The following is a 16,455-nucleotide window of genomic DNA, read 5'->3' on the forward strand; positions in this document are numbered from 1 at the left end:
TATCCGAGTGAATGGAAGACAAAACGATGGCTGCACACCCTTCAACTATCCCCCACGGCTTTAAATGCTCCGCAATCGCCAGCGCGCTGACCTTAGCATTAGGCGCTTCGGTTACCTCACAGGCCATGGCCGACGAGACAAATCAGACTCAAATTGAACGTATTCAAGTTCATGGCGAGCAGAGTCTTGGCCGTAATGCCTTAGGCTCGGCCGATGCCTTGCTGAAAGACCAAGGCGTCGATTTCTCCGAAGCGGGCGGCGTTTCCGCCTTGCCCGTGCTGAATGGCATGATGGGCGATCGCATTAAAGTACTCGTCGATGGCGCGGATATCACCGCTTCCTGTGCCAACCAAATGAACCCACAACTTTCCTACGTTTCAGCTAACCAAATCAGCTCGGTAGAAGTGGTCGCGGGCGTGCCCCCTGTCAGTGTGGGCGGCGACAATATCGCCGGGGTGATAAAGGTTAATAGCCTTAATCCTAAATTTAGCGACAGTGACAACCTCAACTTTGAAAGCGGCGAGATTTCATCTGGATACCGCAGCACCAGCGATGCCTTCTTACTCGGGGCTAAAACTGGGATTGCCAGTAAGCACTTAAGTTTCAGCTATCAAGGCGCCTATGAAGATGCCAATAGCTACCAGGATGGTCACGGCGATAAAGTGCTCGATACCCTCTATCGCGCCCAAAACCACGCCTTAACGGCGGCATGGCGCGATGACACTCAACAACTGGCGATTAAGCTAACGCACCAGGCTATCCCATTCCAAGGTTTTCCTAACCAATACATGGATATGACGGATAACAAGAGTTACGGCGCCCTAGTCCGCTATCTGCGAGATTTAGACAACGACGGTGAATTTAGCGCCCAGTTAAACTGGCACAGCGTGAAGCATGAAATGGGCTTCTTCACCCCAGAAAAAATCGGCAAGATGCCAATGAATACAGAGGGTCGCGATTACAGCTACCAACTGCATTGGCGCTTACCTATGGGTGATGACAGCACGCTACTCGTCGGTCAGGAATATTATAACTATCAACTCGATGATACTTGGCCAGCGGTGCCCGGCACTATGATGGCGCCCAATGACTATATCAATATCAACGACGGTGAACGCCGCCGCGCCGCAGTTTATGGCGAATGGCAGCAAAACCTCACGCCACTCTGGTGGTTGTCTGCCGGGGTGCGTTATGAATATGTCACCACAGATACGGGCGAAGTGCAGGCTTACAGCAATATGCCCATGATGGGCATGCCGAATGTGGATGCCGAGGCAACAAAAGCCTTTAATGCTATGGATAGAAGCCGAGACGATAATCTTATCGACGCCACTCTGTTGGCGCGTTATCAATTGTCGGCCAAACAACAATTGGAATTTGGCTTAGCCCGTAAAAACCGCGCGCCAAACCTGTATGAGCGTTACAGCTGGGGCCGTGGCGTGATGGCAACCACAATGATCGGCTGGTATGGCGACGGTAACGGTTATGTGGGCAATCCCAATCTTAAGCCTGAAACGGCGCACACTCTGAGCGCGGCCTACAAGTTCGCGGGCGATGAATGGCAATTCTCGACCACGGCTTGGTATAGCGCAGTGACCGACTATATTGATGCCGAGGTGATTGGCAGTTTTAACCGTACTGGCCTTGCCAACGGTAAACGCAATATCCTTAAATTCACCAACGAAGATGCCAATTTATATGGCGCTAAGTTGAGTGCGAACTACCTATTAGCCGATACCGACAGCGGTAAATGGCAGATGCAGGGGAAACTCGATATCACCCGTGGCGAGCGCGATGAGGGTAACGAGCCGCTTTATCAAATCAAACCGCTACAAACCGAGTTAGCCCTTAGCCATCAACTGGGTGATTGGGAAAACCGTCTGTCATGGCAATGGGTAGCGACTAAGGATAAGGTTGATGAGCGCCGCTTAGAGAATGAGACCGACAGCTATTCGCTATTAAATTTAAGCAGCAGTATTAAATGGCAAGAGCTGAGTTTAACCTTTGCGATCAACAACCTGTTTGATACTTACTACGAACTGCCATTGGGTGGCGTCAACCTTGCCGAATTTAAGGCCGATAGCACGGGTGGCTTTAGCCAAGTCGCAGGCTCGGGTCGCTCATTTGAATTAGGCGCTAGCTACAAATTCTAATGAGCACCGCCGCTAAAATGTGGCAGCGCTATTTAGCACGGCGCAATTAAAGCAAAAAGGGCAAATGCATTAGCATTTGCCCTTTTGTTTAAAGCTCACTTGGTGAGAACTGAGTCATTAAATGAACCCGACTAAGTTAACTCAATCAGTTACCCGCGACCTTCATCTCGGATAATAAAATCCCGCCGGTGCGGATAGACGAACGTAAATCAAAGTCTCTACTGACCGCCTGAATACCACGGAACATATCCTTTAGATTGCCCGCGATAGTGATCTCTTCGACGGGGAACTGCACTTCGCCATTTTCCACATAAAAACCGGCGGCGCCGCGGGAATAATCCCCCGTTACCATATTCACGCCTTGGCCCATCACTTCTGTGACAATCAAGCCAGTGCCCATGCCTTTGACTAGCTCATCGAAACTTTGGCCAGTGTGCGCCAGCGTCCAGTTGTAGATACCGCCCGCATGGCCTGTGTTGGTTAAGCCTAGTTTGCGCGCCGAATAGCTGGTCAGCAGATAGCTTTCTAACATACCCCGGTCGATGATGCGTCTATCTTGCGTCGCCACACCTTCGCTATCGTAGTTGGCACTGGCAAGCGCGCCCAGCAGGTGCGGCTGTTCTTCAATATTGAACCAATCGGGGAAGATTTGGGTGTGAATCGCATCCAACAGGAAGCTGGATTTACGATACAGGCTGCCACCGCTGATCGCGCCGACTAAATGGCCGATAAGCCCTGTGGCGATTTCAGGCGAAAGCAGAATAGGTAAACGCGAAGTCGCAATCTTACGCGCGCCTAAACGGCTCACTGTCTTTTGTGCGGTTTTCAAACCAACGGATTCGGGAGATACCATCTCACTGAATTTACGGGCGATAGTGTAATCGTAATCCCGCTGCATGCTGCCATCGCTGTCTTCACCGATCACGCTGCAACTTAAGCTGTAGCGCGAGCTGCAATAACCATTTAAGAAGCCGTGGCTATTACCGTAAACCTTGACCGAAGTGTGGGCGTTTGCGCTGGCACCATCGGAGTTATTGATGCGCGAGTCGGCATCGAGCGCCGCGGTTTCGGCGCGAATCGCCAATTGGGCTAATTCGTCGGGGGAAATATCTTCAGGATAATAGAGCTTAAGATCGCGGATCTCGGTCGCCATTAGGGCTTTGTCGGCTAAACCACTAAAGGGGTCGGCCGAGGTATAACGGGCGATATCGTCCGCCGCTTTCACCGCCAGAGCAATGGCTTCGGGACTGAGATCGGAAGTTGATGAACTGCCCTTGCAACCATCGCGATAAACCGTAATCCCTAGGGCGCCATCTTTATTAAATTCAACTGTTTCCACTTCTTTTAAGCGGGTTGAAACCGATAATCCCTGTTGTTTACTGATCGCCACTTCGGCGGCATTTGTCCCTAATTTATTGGCATATTCGAGGGCCACGGCAACCGCATCTTTCAGCGCGGCCAATTCACTATCGATTCTGTTCAAAGACACAAAGCTACTCTTTCGTTGTCGGCAATGGCGTTAGCATAACAAACACCCATGCCATTCTCATTATTTATTGCGCGCTTATTTCGTCAATCTCAGCCATGGCGCACGCGCTTTCGTTAGGCGATTTTTGGCGGGAGATGTTATTATTAGGCCGTTATTTAACTGAGGTTTTATCTATATGAAGATTGTTGGTGATTCAGAGCATTTTAAACAACCCTATGACAGTGACGAAGAGTATGTCAGCAAAACCGAGGACAAGCGTGACTGCGAAGCTGCTCAAAAAGTCGGTATGGAATTGGTGTCGCTCAGCAAGACCCAGCTAGATAAAATCGAGCTGGACGAGCACTTATACGACAGCATCCAGCAAGCTCATAAGATTAAGCCGAAGACCGAAGCCTATCGCCGCCATATGCAATATATCGGTAAGTTGATGCGTAACGTCGATGTGGAGCCGATTAAAGCCGCTCTCGCTATCGTACTGAACAAAAACAACAACGAGACCGCTAAGCTGCAAATGTTCGAGAAAATGCGCGAGCGTTTACTGAGCCAAGGCGACAGCGAAATTCAAACCTTAGTGGAACATTACCCACAGTTGGACAGACAGAAGCTGCGTACCTTAGTGCGCCAAGCCACAAAAGAGTTGGCAAAAGGCCCTGAGTCCAAATCATCTAAAGAGCTGTTTAAATACCTACGCAGCGAAATCCAAGACTAACAACTCAGCCCAACAAGGATGTTTGCTTATGCGATTTAGCAACACGTTTTGCAATCTTACTTTGCTTTCTATTGGCTTATTTGGACTTTGGGGCTGTAACGGCCCTTCTGACGAAGATAACGGTGGCACAGATGCCAGCGACGGTACTTACAAACTGTCTATCGACTTTAAAACCCTATCGGGTAGTCAATGTGGCAGTTTTACCTCACTTCAAAGTTTCCCTAAAGACGCAGGTTTTTGTGCTGTCGCCAAGTTAAACAAAGGTTCGGCTAAGGTCAGCAATCAGAGAGTTAACTTTACGAGCGACCTTGGGACGTTAACACCGGAAAGCAAACTCACGGATAACAATGGTGAAGCCGTTGTGATTGTGAGTAATCCTGATTTGCTTATCAATGCTGGCACTATTACAGCGACCACCACTCCGAATGATTCCAGCACAGCGCTATCGGCGACTCGCAACTTTGAATTTACAGGCACTATCGACGGCACTGGCGCATCCATAGCCCCCAAACTGAGCGCCAGTATTCAAAGCGGCGCGAATGTAGTGACTCGTTTTAAAGTAGACGAAGCCGTACAACTGCAAGCCATTTTCCTCGATGCCGAGAGTAACGGCATTGCCGATGCTAAGGTCACCTTTAGCGCGGGTTCGGCTACCTTAACCCCAGCTAGTGCGCTAACCAATAGCCAAGGTATTGCCCAAGTCAGTTATACCCCTAGTGCCACCGAGTTAGGCGCCAATGCCTTAACGGTAACAGTGGATTATCAAGGGCAATCGCTACAAAGCAGCAGCTTATATGAAGTGCTCAGCAAAGATGCCGTTAACGAAGCCGGTACCTTAAAGTTAGGCTCCTTTACTGGCGGCAGTTTTACCGAAGGAAAACTGGCCAGTACGTTAACGGCGCAAGCCGATGGCAGTTATAAAATCAGTGCGGGCGGCAGCTTTGGCGTGACCGCAAGCTTAGTGTTAGAGGCCAGCGATGGCACTATCACTCGCGTACAGACGCCATCATCCATCAGTTTCAGCTCTGACTGTACCGCCAGCAATAATGCGAACTTAGACACGCCAGTCACGACCCTATCGGGTAATGCCAGCTCGACTTTCCAAGACACCAGTTGCAGCGGGAATAGCGAGCGTAACGATCAAATCGTCGCGACCACTGTCGTGGGTAATCAAACACTAACGGCGAACTTCCCCTTTACGCTACAACGTCAAACCTTAGCCAGTCTGAGTTTTGAAGCGGCCGAGCCTAACCAAATTCGCATTAAAGGCGCGGGCGGAACTGGGTCGAGTGAATCATCACTGGTGAGCTTTAAAGTCACCAGCGCCAATGGTCAGCCAGCAGCGCAGCAAAAGGTTAGTTTTAGTTTAGATACTGTGGTTGGCGGCTTAAGTTTTGCCAATGGCAGCGCCAGCGCCGAGAGCCTGACCAACTCCCAAGGCATTGCTAGTGTACGTGTGCTCTCAGGTACTGTGCCGACCCCAGTTCGCGTGGTTGCCAGCGCAGTGGATGCCGATACCAAGGAAGTGATCACTAGCCAATCTGAACAATTAACCGTTAATACAGGTCTGCCACAACAGCTTGGCTTTGGTCTTTCGACGACGATATTTAACCCCGAAGCGGGCGATTATAACGGTGAAACCGCGACTATTACCGCCAGACTGTCGGACAGTTTTGGTAACCCCGCGCCCGATGATACTACGGTGAACTTTACCACCGAAGGCGGCCAAATTGCCCCAAGCTGCCTGACGCAAAATGGCGCCTGTAGCGTGACTTGGACTTCAAGCGATTATCGCCCTCAAGATCACCGTATTACCATCTTGGCCTACGCCTTGGGTCACGAAACCTTCTTCGACACTAACGGCAACAATCAGTTTGATAGTGCCGATGGTGGCGCTATCGCGAACGCCTGCTTATTCAATGGTGTAGCAACTAACTGTAGCGGCAATGGTATGGATGTTGAAACCTTCCACAGTAGCGGTTTTAGCGACTTACCAACGGCGTTTCGTGATGATAATGAAAACTTTAGCCGCGACAGCGGTGAACCTTATTTCGATAACCTCGCCCGCGAGACCTATCCCGTCGCCGATGGCAAGTTTAACGGCCCTCAATGTGAAGGCAGCCTCTGTGGCACTGGTCAAGCCAACAAAACCTATGTGCGTAAGGCTTTGGTGTTAAGCATGTCTGGTTCGCAAGCTTATATCAGTGTGCAGCAAGACGGTGTGTTACTCGCGAGCGTTAATGATATTAAACCCGTTGCCGCAGGTAGCGAGTCTAAGTTTGTGGTGTTTGTGCATGACAGTGCCAAGCAAATTATGCCTGCTAAGACTCAAATCGAGCTCTGCGTCGATTGTAACGGTACGCCAGATATCATTGAGGTAGCCAATACTCTCACCGCGAAGAATGGCTTAGGCACACCGCTCAGTTTCACCGCCTCTGCGGGGAGTCAAATCAGCGTTGTGACCACTACGCCCAAGCAAATTAAGACCTCCCTCAGCTTTACCGTGCCTACACTGTAAAAACCAAAAGACCCGCAACTGCGGGTCTTTTACTTTCTAGCTCAATCTATTGGTTAATTCTGTAACTCTACGGCCTTGCGTAAACGCAGGCTTCGCAGCGCCAAGTACAAGATCCCAACAGCCGCCCAAATCAAACCAAGCTCTAGGGACTGAGGCTCAAGGTTAATCCACAGCACGCCAATAGTCGCCGCGCCGCACAAGGGTAAGACGAAGTACTGAAAGTGGTCTTTCAAGGATTGGTTACGTTTCTCTTTGATATAAAACTGCACTATTACCGACAGGTTCACAAAGGTAAAGGCCACCAGCGCCCCGAAGTTGACGAGCGCCAGTGCCATTTCGAGGTCGAAGGACACCGCCGAAAGCGCCAGTAATCCCACCAGAATCACGTTAAATGCTGGCGTGCGCCATTTGGGGTGAATATAGCCAAAGCCTTTATTGGGCAGCATATTGTCACGCCCCATCACGTAGAGAATACGTGCCACCCCCGCATGGGCGGCCATGCCTGAGGCCAACACCGCAATGGTGGTTGCCACCAGTACCACAGACTGGAATAAATTGCCGCCCACATACAGGGCAATCTCAGGCAGCACAGCATCTAACTGCTGGAAGCGAGAAATATCTGGGAAAAACAGCTGCAAGAAATAAGACACGCTGACAAAAATCACGCCGCCAATCAAAGCAGTTAACACGATAGCGCGGGGGATCACCCGCTTAGCGTCCTTGGTTTCTTCACTCAACGAACTTAAGCCATCGAAGCCTAAGAAAGAGAAACACAGAATGGTCGCGCCAGTAAACAGCGGCGCAAGGCTTATCTCTTCAGAATAGAATGGACGCACACTGGCAATCACACCTTCACCTTCGCCAAGGGACAGACTGTGGGCCATTAAGCCAATGAAAACTAAGATAATGGCTATCTGAGCGAATACGATAACGCCATTAAAATTCGCCACTAAATCTATGCCCCTGAGGTTTAATACCGTCATCACAGCGACTAAACCAAAGATAAAAATCCACGGCTCGACGTTAGGGAACATGGCCGTAAGGTAAATCTTTGCCAGCAGCATATTGATCATCGGCATAAACATATAATCGAGCAGCGATGACCAGCCCACCATAAAGCCGACATTCGGGCTAAAGGTTTTTTGCGCATAGGTATAGGCCGAGCCCGCATAGGGATATTTACGCACTAAATGACCGTAGCTAAAGGCGGTAAACAGGATCCCTGCTAACGCGAGCAGGTAAGAGGTGGCCACATGGCCTGAGGTGATCTCGGAGACAATGCCAAAGGTGTCAAACACAGCCATAGGCGTGAGATAGGCTAATCCCATCACAACCACTTGCCACAGACTCAGGCTTTGCTTTAAGCCTGGATTTTGTTGGCTCATATCCAACCTCCCTTTGCAGCAGGTGGAATTGCAAACGCAACAGCTTGATTTACGGCAACTACCGAACATCCGGTAAACAACAGCCCCATTGAATTGTCCTCAGTAAAGTAGGTTCAAACGAACCTCATATCATTTCCGGATGTTTACCGGCCTCAATTGGTTTAAAACCTATACACACAAAAAGAAAATAACCGGGATACTGAATACCCCGGTTATTTTTGCGGCGCGCATTCTCCCCCAAAACAGAGTCGAAGACAACCCAATAAGGGCATTAAGTTGCCTATCTGTGCTTTAGGCAGATAAAAAAATCTTACTATTTTGCAAGCTCTCAGAAATGGCTCCTTCGCTTAAAAAGAGTACAAATTTTGTACTTATCTATGTGAGTTTGATCTGATTGTCGCGTTTTTTGAGACAAAGAGACACGCGGTTACAGGCTTATCCTCGTTAAAGGGTTGCCGTAAAGTAGGCTCCATCAACCCGATATTATTTTGATAAAACGACTTAGCAGTCTTAGGAGTCCATGATGAAACTGAATAAAATTATGATGATGGCAGCAGGTGCAGCGTTACTGACTAGCAGTGTTCACGCCGTCGAGATCGATTACTTTGCAGGTATGGGTTTAGGTTATCAAGCAGATGAGATTGAAGGTGTTATCAACAAAGACACCGAAGATCTGAGCTATCAAGCCCGCATTGGTATGCTGATTGAACAGAACCATCGTATTACAGGTACTTTTGGTTATATGGAAGACAAATTCAATTTTGCCAATGATAAGTACAAGCAGGAACAGTACAGCTGGTTAGTCTCCTATGACTACCTGTTACCAGTACATAAAGACGTTAATTTGTTTGCCGGGGTTAGCATTGGTGCCAACGACAACAAAGTCTCAGGCAAATCGGCAACCGATTTTGTATATGGCGGTCAAGTGGGCGTGCAATACAAATGGAGCGAGCATTTCTCATCGGATCTCGGCTACCGTTATTTAGCCCAAGACTATGAAGAAAACGGCAATGAAATTAACAACAGTCAACAGGTTTACCTCACCTTAGACTACAAGTTCTAACACTATTTTCTCCCTCATTATTTTCTTGGAGTACCTAGTTTATTTGGGTACTCCCTTTTTTTTTTAAACAGCCTACCGAGTTCGATACAACTATCCACAAGGGAACACACAAGATACAGGGGCCATGTAGCGATATGTGGGATGCTTAGAAGTAAAGGCTTTCGACGATTTTACCGTTAACCAGCATGTCGCATTTATCGCCAGAGCTGGATTTCGTCGATTGGATCACCCCAGCAATCGCACCAAATGCGCCACCTTGGCTGCTCAGCACTGAGCCAAAATAACATTGGCTAGAGATGGTGTAACCCTTGTATTTACCGCTGAGGTTTTGGGTTGGCGTGTAAGGTGGGAAAGTGCCTTTCATCACTGAGTCGCCATTCACCGACAGTGAAATATTTTTGCGTTCAGTATCGTAGCTACCGCCAAAAACGAGGTTGATACCATCGACTTCAACGGTTTTTTCTTGTGCAACGATGGGAGGTTTAGCGGCGCAGGCGGCCAACAAACAAGTACCCATGGCCAAAGAGACTAAAGTAATTTTACGCATTTCATCTTCCTTTTGATGCGATAAAAAAATGAAGCAACTGCTTCGAAATTAAACGGCCCCTGTTTAATTTTTTGCCGGACGATTATATCTATATCTGCCTAATATCCAATAACAAATTTAATACAAACATAAAAATCAGTATTCTGTCGGTACGAATAACAGCGCCGCCTAGGATGTACTGAGTTCTGCCAATACCCGCGCCCGACGTTTGATCCCCAAAATCGCAAGACCCAAAAACAGCACAAACAAGCCCCAAAGCTGTAACCATTTTGGCAGCACACTCGCCCAGCTTGCGCCCATTTGGTTCAGCTCCAACATCCCCATAATGGCGGGCACCGCAGGGATTATCTGCGAGCCCAGCACCAAAGGCTCGGGAATTAATGCAATCGGCCAGACAAAGCCGGAGACAAACAGAATCGGCATAGAAATCAGCAGCAATACTTGAGTCGGTAGGTCACGGCGGCTAAACAGCGTGCTCATTGCGACTCCGGCCGCGGCCGTCGCCAATAAAAACGGCAGCAACCATAGCGCCACTAAACCAAGACTCGCCTGAATACTCACCTTATACCAGTGGTAGCAATACCCCACATAAAAGCTGGTAAACACCATATAAATCAACATAAAGGCGAGAATACGACCGCAGACCAATTGCAGCGGCGACACCTGCTGCCAATAGCTGCGGCTGCGCCACTGCCCCGCACCGAGGATCCCGGTTCCAATCAACAAAGTTTGATGCAGGATAAGTAAGAACAGTCCAGGCACCACGTAGGGGGTATAACCTAGGCTAGGGTTAAAGGCAGGCACACTGTTTAAATGCAGCGAGTTTAGGTTCTGCTCGGCTTCTTTCGGATTTTTCCCCTGCGCGAGCATTCCAATTAATTGCACTTGCTTACCCGCATCCATTCCCGCACTGACAAGCCCCTCGGCCACCGCCGAATAAATCAAGAAGTAACTGGCATCACCGCCGTAGCTTAAGGTCACGCCCTTGCCCAGCAGCAAGTCGCGGCGAAATCCTTCAGGGATCACCAATAAACCATGGGCTTTGCCGGTTTCGATAAAACGCTTCGCCTCGGTAATGGAGCCCACTTGGCCTATCACTTGGATTTTAGCGCTGGCATCCGCATGGCGAATAAGTTGACGGCTCAGGGAGGAATGATCTAAATCCACCACGATAAGCTGTTGTTCTGTTGGGACTTGGTGCAAGTAAGGCAAAGGATAGAGCACCGAATAAAACAGCACTCCGCCGAATAGGGTCACGGCAATCGCCTTGTCGCTCACAATCGCCTTTAATTCTGTCAGCACTAACTGCCATAAATTCATGTTATTGCCCCTTCGCAGGCAGAGGCGCCGCGTCGTATTCCGCCGCTTCAGCCTGAGCTTTTACCGTCATCGGCAGTAATTTAATCGCCAAAAGATAAATCAGCGGTAATAAACCGATAAAACCCCAATAACTACTGAGTTGCTGCGCCAAGGTCGACCAAGTCGCGCCATAACTCACCACGCTCACATGGGACTCAATATAATGGCTCGATGGCATAATGAGTCGCCACCACTGAGCGAGTTGCGGCATTTCATGGGTGGGGAAAGTGATCCCCATAAAGGCGAAGGCTGGCGCAAACAGCGCAGTACAAAAACTGATGACCCGCGCGCTATCGCGCATCAGCACAAAGATAAACAGCACTAGGCTCCACACCGCCAGTAGCATAATCAACTGGGCAACTAGCAGCAGCGCTAAACTGCCCGCAAAAGGCAGAGCCAGATACAGATACAACCAAGCGAGGATAAACCCGCCTTGCAGCATCAATATCGGGGTAAACAACAGGATTTTAGCCAACACTTTAGGCCAAAAATGCTCGGTCAATCGATTGGAGATCCCCTCCTCTGACTGCGCGGCATTAAGGTGTAACTCGCGATTTAAGCTGTTGGCCATCACCAACATAGATAATAACTGCCAGAGTGCGACCAATACCGGCGGCACTAAAAAACCTATGTAGTTGTTATTACGGTTAAACAACGCGGTCGTTTGGCTCTTTACTGGACTTAAATTCACCGCCACTTGGGATTTTGGCGTGCCCGTCATCAATTGCTTAAGACCTGCGACCTGCAACAATCCATCGCCTAGACTCAACTGAATTTGGCTCGACAGCAGCTTACCCACCAGCAAAAACTGGCTGTTGTAACGCACATCGATTGTAGGTTTATGGCCGGTGAGTAAATCCTTTTTCATATCATGGGGAAAGACCACCACAGCATAGACCTGCGCCTGCTGCATGGCCGCGACGGCCGAAGGGAGATCGGTAAAACTGCGCGGCTCGGTAACAGGGTTAGCTTTGAGTTGACGGGTCAACATTCGGCTCAATTGGCTATGGTCTTGGTCGACAATCGCCACGGGTAATTGCCGTGGTAGCCCAGCACTAAATAACCACCAGAGACACAAGATGCCCAGCAGCGGGATGTAACTGATAAGGGCCAGTTGCCAAGGATCGCGCCATAGCGCCCTAAGCTCGCGCCGCACTAATGCAATGATGCCTGAAGATGCAGGCTGCGCCGCATTCTGAGCCCCATTCAACGGCTTAGGCTCGTTCAAATGCGTTTGCTCGCTCGGTAACTTGGCCACAATGGTTACTCGGCACTGAGCAGCACAGACATACCAACACGCAAATCGGGGATCGGCGCAGTTGGGCGCAGCTCCACCTCGAAGGTGCGCATATCAAAATCATGGCCACTTTCGGTTGAACGCCAAGTCGCAAAGTCGCCCATCACACTGATATGAGAGACAGTGAACTCCACGGTTTTATCTAGCGCGGGAATGGTTAATGGCAGTTTGTCGCCCTTTTTAAAGCGTTTTAGCTGATCTTCACGCACTTGGAATACTGCCCAAGCATCCTGCATGTCGATAAGGCTTACCACTGGGAAGCCGCTCGGGGCTAGCTCCCCCGCTTGCAACAATACTTCGCTGATTTCCCCAGACTTAGGTGCGCGCATTTGGCTGTCGGCCATAATGGCGCTGACTTCTTTCACCGCCCCTTCGGCCATGCGAGCATTACCCGCCGCAGCGGCTTTGGTTTCGACCCGCGCGCCTTCTTCGGCCATTTGATACATGGCTAATGCGGCTTGTTCTGTGTACTTGGCCGCTTGCCACTGGGTAAAGGCTTCATCGCGTTTTTGTCTTGCCGCGACTCCTTCGTTGAAGAGATTTTCCACTCGGGTATAAGTGGTTTTCGCCAGCGTTGCCGCCGCTTGCGCCTTGAGCCATTGTTCCTTAGCCGCCCTCACCTCTTGGGTGCGGGCGCCGTTATTCGCCTCCTGTTGCAACGCCTTAGCCGCATCTCGGCCGCCTTCGGCCTGCATCAACTTGGCATCCAATTCAGGACTATGAATGGCAAATAATAAATCACCTTCGCTGACGCTATCGCCACGGCGCACAAGCACTTGCTCTACCCGCCCAGGTACTTTGGAGGATACGTTATATTCACGGGCTTCAATTTGCCCCTGCAACAAGCTCGGCTGCGGGCTATAAGCCAGTTTGAGCCCATAGGCTAAGATAAGGCCTAATGCGACCAACGCCGTTAGGGCAAGGATTCTGTTAGCGCGCATTGATAGTCTCCTGCGATTGAGCGCCTGTGGCACTGCGACCGATAAATTCATCTAATTGACCACTGATGGCCATTAATCTGGCATAGGCTTGCACATAGCGATAACTGGCACCGAGCTGCTGGGTTTTAACGGCGCTCAGTTTTAATTCGGCATCGACCCTGTCGATAGAAGTCGAAAGCCCTTGATTGAAGGCGATTTCCCTTAAACGCAGGTTTTCGCTGGCCAGTTCGAGTGAGGTATTCAGTGCCTTGACCTCTTCCTCGGCCTGCAATAACTGGCGATAGCTTTGGTCAAGCAGCAAACTTAAGTCTTGGCGGGTCTGCGCCTTAGTGTAACGGGCTTGCAGCAAGGCACTCTTAGCCGCTTCCACTTTACCGCTGCGGCCATCGCGGCTCAGCAAGGGCACTTTTACGCCGACACCGACCATCCAGTCCGGCTCCACTTTAGAAAACAAGCTGTCATCTTCGTATAAGGTGTAATTACCAAAGAGGAAAACAGTCGGGTGGTATTTGCCTTTCTCTAAGGAAACCAAGCCATTCGCCTGCGCCTCTTTAGCCTCGAGCAGTTTAAGTGCGGGATGCTGACTCAGGGTCACTTGGGTCAAATCCCCCAATGAAGGCGCCTGTGGTAACACAAACAGTGGCGAGTTAGTACTGACATCGCTCTGCTGCAACATGCGCGACAGGGCGATCACAGCCATTTCATGTTGGCGGCGGGCGCTGCCTAAATTGACCTTAGCGTTATCTAAGGCAACTTGAGCATTAAGGCGCTCGACCTTAGCGATTTGCCCTTCGCGCTCCAACGCTAACGCGTGATCAACGTGCTTAGTTAAGGAGGCCACCAGCTCGGTTTGGGTGCTGACGAGGGATTGAGTCACATCGACGGCATAGTACCTATCGACCAACTGAGTGAATAAGTCGCGGGTCGCTAACTGTAATTCCTGTTGCTTCTCGGCCACCATGGCGGCGTGAATGCCTTGAGCCGCAGTGATCTGGCCGCCGGTATAAATCGGCCACATCGCCTGTAAGCTGGCGCGAAAAATATCTTGCTCGGTAAAGGGCGTGACAAATAATGAACCCGGAATACTCGCCAAAGCACCGCCGAGTGCGGGTGGCAAGGTCGCAGGGTCAAGCGAGGCTAAGGGGTTGAGATCCCTTAAATCTAATTCGATTGGTTTTTCGAGGTGGGTATAGCTGCCATTCAGGCTGAGGGACGGCAGATTTAAACTTTCGCCAGCCTCTTGCTCGCCCTTGGCGCGATTCACCTCTTGGGATTGGGCCTGGAGTTTATCGCTCACCTTAAGCACTTGCTGCCAAGCCTCAGTAAAGCTACTGGGCTGGGCACTAGCCGCTAACGGCAATAGCGAGGGCAAAGGCAATAAACACAGCCATGCCAAACGTGATAGTTTCATTAACACCTCTAGAGTAGTTACTCTAATTTCCTTTGCAAATGATAACATCCATCATGGAAGGCGGCTAGAACCCACCGCCTTAAGTGCTGCCTAGACAGTAAACAAGCGGGTTATGCCGTACCCCCAACGGTTAAACGGTCAAGTTTGAGGGTCGGTTGACCGACACCCACAGGCACGCTTTGACCATCTTTACCACACACACCAACGCCCTTATCTAGCGCCATGTCGTTGCCCACCATAGAAATCTGGCTCATGGCTTCTGGGCCATTACCAATCAGGGTAGCGCCCTTAATCGCTTGAGTCACTTCACCATTTTCAATCAGATAGGCTTCAGAAGCGGAGAACACGAACTTGCCCGAGGTGATATCCACCTGACCGCCGCCAAAGTTAGGCGCATAAATGCCCTTCTTCACTGACTTGATGATCTCGCTCGGATCAGACTCGCCCGCCGTCATATAAGTGTTGGTCATGCGAGGCATAGGCAGATGCGCATAGGATTCACGGCGACCATTACCCGTCGGTGCCACGCCCATCAGGCGCGCATTTAATTTATCCTGCATATAGCCTTTAAGAATACCGTCTTCGATTAACACGGTTCTCTGGGTTTGTACGCCTTCATCGTCGATGCTCAGTGAGCCACGGCGATTCGCAAGCGTACCATCGTCCACCACAGTCACGAGCTTCGAAGCCACTTGCTCGCCGACCATGCCACTAAAGGCGCTGCTGCCCTTGCGGTTAAAGTCACCTTCTAGACCATGACCCACGGCCTCGTGCAGCAATACGCCCGGCCAACCATTACCGAGCACCACAGGCATCTCTCCGGCTGGCGCATCGATGGCATTGAGGTTGACTTGCGCCTGACGCACCGCTTCACGAGCGAAGGCAAAGCACATAGGTAAACCTGTTTCATCCGTCACCATAAACACGCTGTAATCGTGACGACCACCGCCACCGGCGCTGCCACGCTCACGCTTGCCATTTTCTTCTAAAATAACGCTGCAATTAAAGCGCACTAACGGGCGAATATCGGCGGCCAAGGTGCCGTCACTGGCGGCAACCAGAATTTCTTCATGCACGCCCGCGAGGCTAATCACCACTTGGATAATGCGGCTGTCGAGGCTGCGGATATAGGCATCGGCCTCTTTCAGCAGGTTGATTTTTTTCACTTCTTCCATGGCGGCGATAGGGTCGAGACTATCGTACAGCACCAAGGCTTGTTGACGTTTGAAAGCCTGCACCTTGGCCTGCTCACCTGCCCCCGCAATACCGCGCGCCGCCTCGGCAGCAGCGCTTAAGGCCGCAGGCGTAATATCATCGGCATAGGCAAAACCGGTTTTCTCGCCGCTGATGGCACGCACACCGACGCCGCGTTCGATATGGAAGCTACCATCTTTAATGATGCCATCTTCGAGCACCCAAGATTCGTGGCGACTGCCTTGGAAATAGAGATCGGAAAAATCGACTTTATGTTGATGTATGGTGTTTAAATAACTCTGTAACCCATCTAGGGCTAAGCCACCCTTTAATAAACTTTGCTCTACTTGTGCTAAAAAAGGCATCGCGGTTCTCTCTGAAAGCTTGGC

12 protein-coding genes are annotated in these 16,455 nt (G+C 50.3%); 4 read left to right on the forward strand and 8 right to left on the reverse strand.

From position 1 onward, the window contains the following. The first annotated feature begins 26 nt into the window (after nucleotides 1-26). A complete protein-coding gene (locus tag SHEWANA3_RS18965; protein ID WP_086017274.1) occupies nucleotides 27-2,153 on the forward strand; it encodes a TonB-dependent receptor in 2,127 nt (708 codons plus the stop codon). A 145-nt stretch (nucleotides 2,154-2,298) separates the two neighbouring features. Here SHEWANA3_RS18965 and pmbA read toward each other — a convergent pair whose 3' ends face one another. Beyond that, nucleotides 2,299-3,642, reverse strand: a complete 1,344-nt coding sequence (gene pmbA, locus SHEWANA3_RS18970) for a metalloprotease PmbA (protein WP_011718406.1) — start codon at nucleotides 3,640-3,642, stop codon at nucleotides 2,299-2,301. A 175-nt stretch (nucleotides 3,643-3,817) separates the two neighbouring features. Between pmbA and yjgA the strand changes: the two genes are divergently transcribed. Next, nucleotides 3,818-4,351: a ribosome biogenesis factor YjgA gene (yjgA, locus tag SHEWANA3_RS18975; protein WP_011625015.1), complete on the forward strand. Its 534-nt coding sequence runs from the start codon at nucleotides 3,818-3,820 to the stop codon at nucleotides 4,349-4,351. 28 nt (nucleotides 4,352-4,379) lie between these two features. Further along, nucleotides 4,380-6,869 (forward strand): Ig-like domain-containing protein, encoded by a 2,490-nt coding sequence (locus SHEWANA3_RS18980; protein ID WP_011718407.1) that lies wholly within the window; start codon nucleotides 4,380-4,382, stop codon nucleotides 6,867-6,869. A gap of 53 nt (nucleotides 6,870-6,922) precedes the next feature. Here SHEWANA3_RS18980 and SHEWANA3_RS18985 read toward each other — a convergent pair whose 3' ends face one another. Continuing rightward, nucleotides 6,923-8,254: an APC family permease gene (locus SHEWANA3_RS18985; RefSeq protein ID WP_011718408.1), complete on the reverse strand. Its 1,332-nt coding sequence runs from the start codon at nucleotides 8,252-8,254 to the stop codon at nucleotides 6,923-6,925. Nucleotides 8,255-8,777: 523 nt separating this feature from the next. Here SHEWANA3_RS18985 and SHEWANA3_RS18990 point away from each other — a divergent pair. Continuing rightward, nucleotides 8,778-9,317, forward strand: coding sequence for an outer membrane beta-barrel protein (locus tag SHEWANA3_RS18990; protein ID WP_011718409.1), 540 nt, complete (start codon nucleotides 8,778-8,780; stop codon nucleotides 9,315-9,317). A gap of 145 nt (nucleotides 9,318-9,462) precedes the next feature. Here the strand turns inward: SHEWANA3_RS18990 and SHEWANA3_RS18995 are convergent, their stop codons facing one another. The 6 genes from SHEWANA3_RS18995 to tldD all read right to left on the reverse strand — a co-directional run bounded on the left by SHEWANA3_RS18995 (nucleotide 9,463) and on the right by tldD (nucleotide 16,431). Further along, nucleotides 9,463-9,864: a hypothetical protein gene (locus tag SHEWANA3_RS18995; RefSeq protein ID WP_011625012.1), complete on the reverse strand. Its 402-nt coding sequence runs from the start codon at nucleotides 9,862-9,864 to the stop codon at nucleotides 9,463-9,465. Between the two features lie 168 nt (nucleotides 9,865-10,032). Beyond that, nucleotides 10,033-11,184: an ABC transporter permease gene (locus tag SHEWANA3_RS19000; protein ID WP_011718410.1), complete on the reverse strand. Its 1,152-nt coding sequence runs from the start codon at nucleotides 11,182-11,184 to the stop codon at nucleotides 10,033-10,035. Between the two features lies 1 nt (nucleotide 11,185). Further along, nucleotides 11,186-12,433 (reverse strand): ABC transporter permease, encoded by a 1,248-nt coding sequence (locus SHEWANA3_RS19005; RefSeq protein ID WP_049796101.1) that lies wholly within the window; start codon nucleotides 12,431-12,433, stop codon nucleotides 11,186-11,188. 53 nt (nucleotides 12,434-12,486) lie between these two features. Then, nucleotides 12,487-13,461 (reverse strand): efflux RND transporter periplasmic adaptor subunit, encoded by a 975-nt coding sequence (locus tag SHEWANA3_RS19010; protein ID WP_011718412.1) that lies wholly within the window; start codon nucleotides 13,459-13,461, stop codon nucleotides 12,487-12,489. Then, complete coding sequence (locus tag SHEWANA3_RS19015; protein WP_041412811.1) at nucleotides 13,451-14,872, reverse strand: TolC family protein; 1,422 nt, start codon at nucleotides 14,870-14,872, stop codon at nucleotides 13,451-13,453. The genes SHEWANA3_RS19010 and SHEWANA3_RS19015 overlap by 11 nt, the downstream gene beginning before the upstream one ends. Nucleotides 14,873-14,982: 110 nt before the next feature. Further along, complete coding sequence (tldD, locus tag SHEWANA3_RS19020; protein WP_041413174.1) at nucleotides 14,983-16,431, reverse strand: metalloprotease TldD; 1,449 nt, start codon at nucleotides 16,429-16,431, stop codon at nucleotides 14,983-14,985. Nucleotides 16,432-16,455: the final 24 nt, after the last annotated feature.

It is taken from the genome of Shewanella sp. ANA-3, from assembly GCF_000203935.1.
In the GTDB taxonomy this organism is placed as follows: Bacteria; Pseudomonadota; Gammaproteobacteria; order Enterobacterales; family Shewanellaceae; genus Shewanella.

Bases quoted from the DNA above. Each gene is read 5' to 3' on its own strand.
- SHEWANA3_RS19000 (WP_011718410.1), bottom strand. From the start codon at position 11,184: ATGAATTTATGGCAGTTAGTGCTGACAGAATTAAAGGCGATTGTGAGC.
- SHEWANA3_RS19015 (WP_041412811.1), bottom strand. From the start codon at position 14,872: ATGAAACTATCACGTTTGGCATGGCTGTGTTTATTGCCTTTGCCCTCG.
- yjgA (WP_011625015.1), top strand. From the start codon at position 3,818: ATGAAGATTGTTGGTGATTCAGAGCATTTTAAACAACCCTATGACAGT.
- tldD (WP_041413174.1), bottom strand. From the start codon at position 16,431: ATGCCTTTTTTAGCACAAGTAGAGCAAAGTTTATTAAAGGGTGGCTTA.
- SHEWANA3_RS18980 (WP_011718407.1), top strand. From the start codon at position 4,380: ATGCGATTTAGCAACACGTTTTGCAATCTTACTTTGCTTTCTATTGGC.
- SHEWANA3_RS19010 (WP_011718412.1), bottom strand. From the start codon at position 13,461: ATGCGCGCTAACAGAATCCTTGCCCTAACGGCGTTGGTCGCATTAGGC.
- SHEWANA3_RS18995 (WP_011625012.1), bottom strand. From the start codon at position 9,864: ATGCGTAAAATTACTTTAGTCTCTTTGGCCATGGGTACTTGTTTGTTG.
- SHEWANA3_RS18965 (WP_086017274.1), top strand. From the start codon at position 27: ATGGCTGCACACCCTTCAACTATCCCCCACGGCTTTAAATGCTCCGCA.
- SHEWANA3_RS18985 (WP_011718408.1), bottom strand. From the start codon at position 8,254: ATGAGCCAACAAAATCCAGGCTTAAAGCAAAGCCTGAGTCTGTGGCAA.
- SHEWANA3_RS18990 (WP_011718409.1), top strand. From the start codon at position 8,778: ATGAAACTGAATAAAATTATGATGATGGCAGCAGGTGCAGCGTTACTG.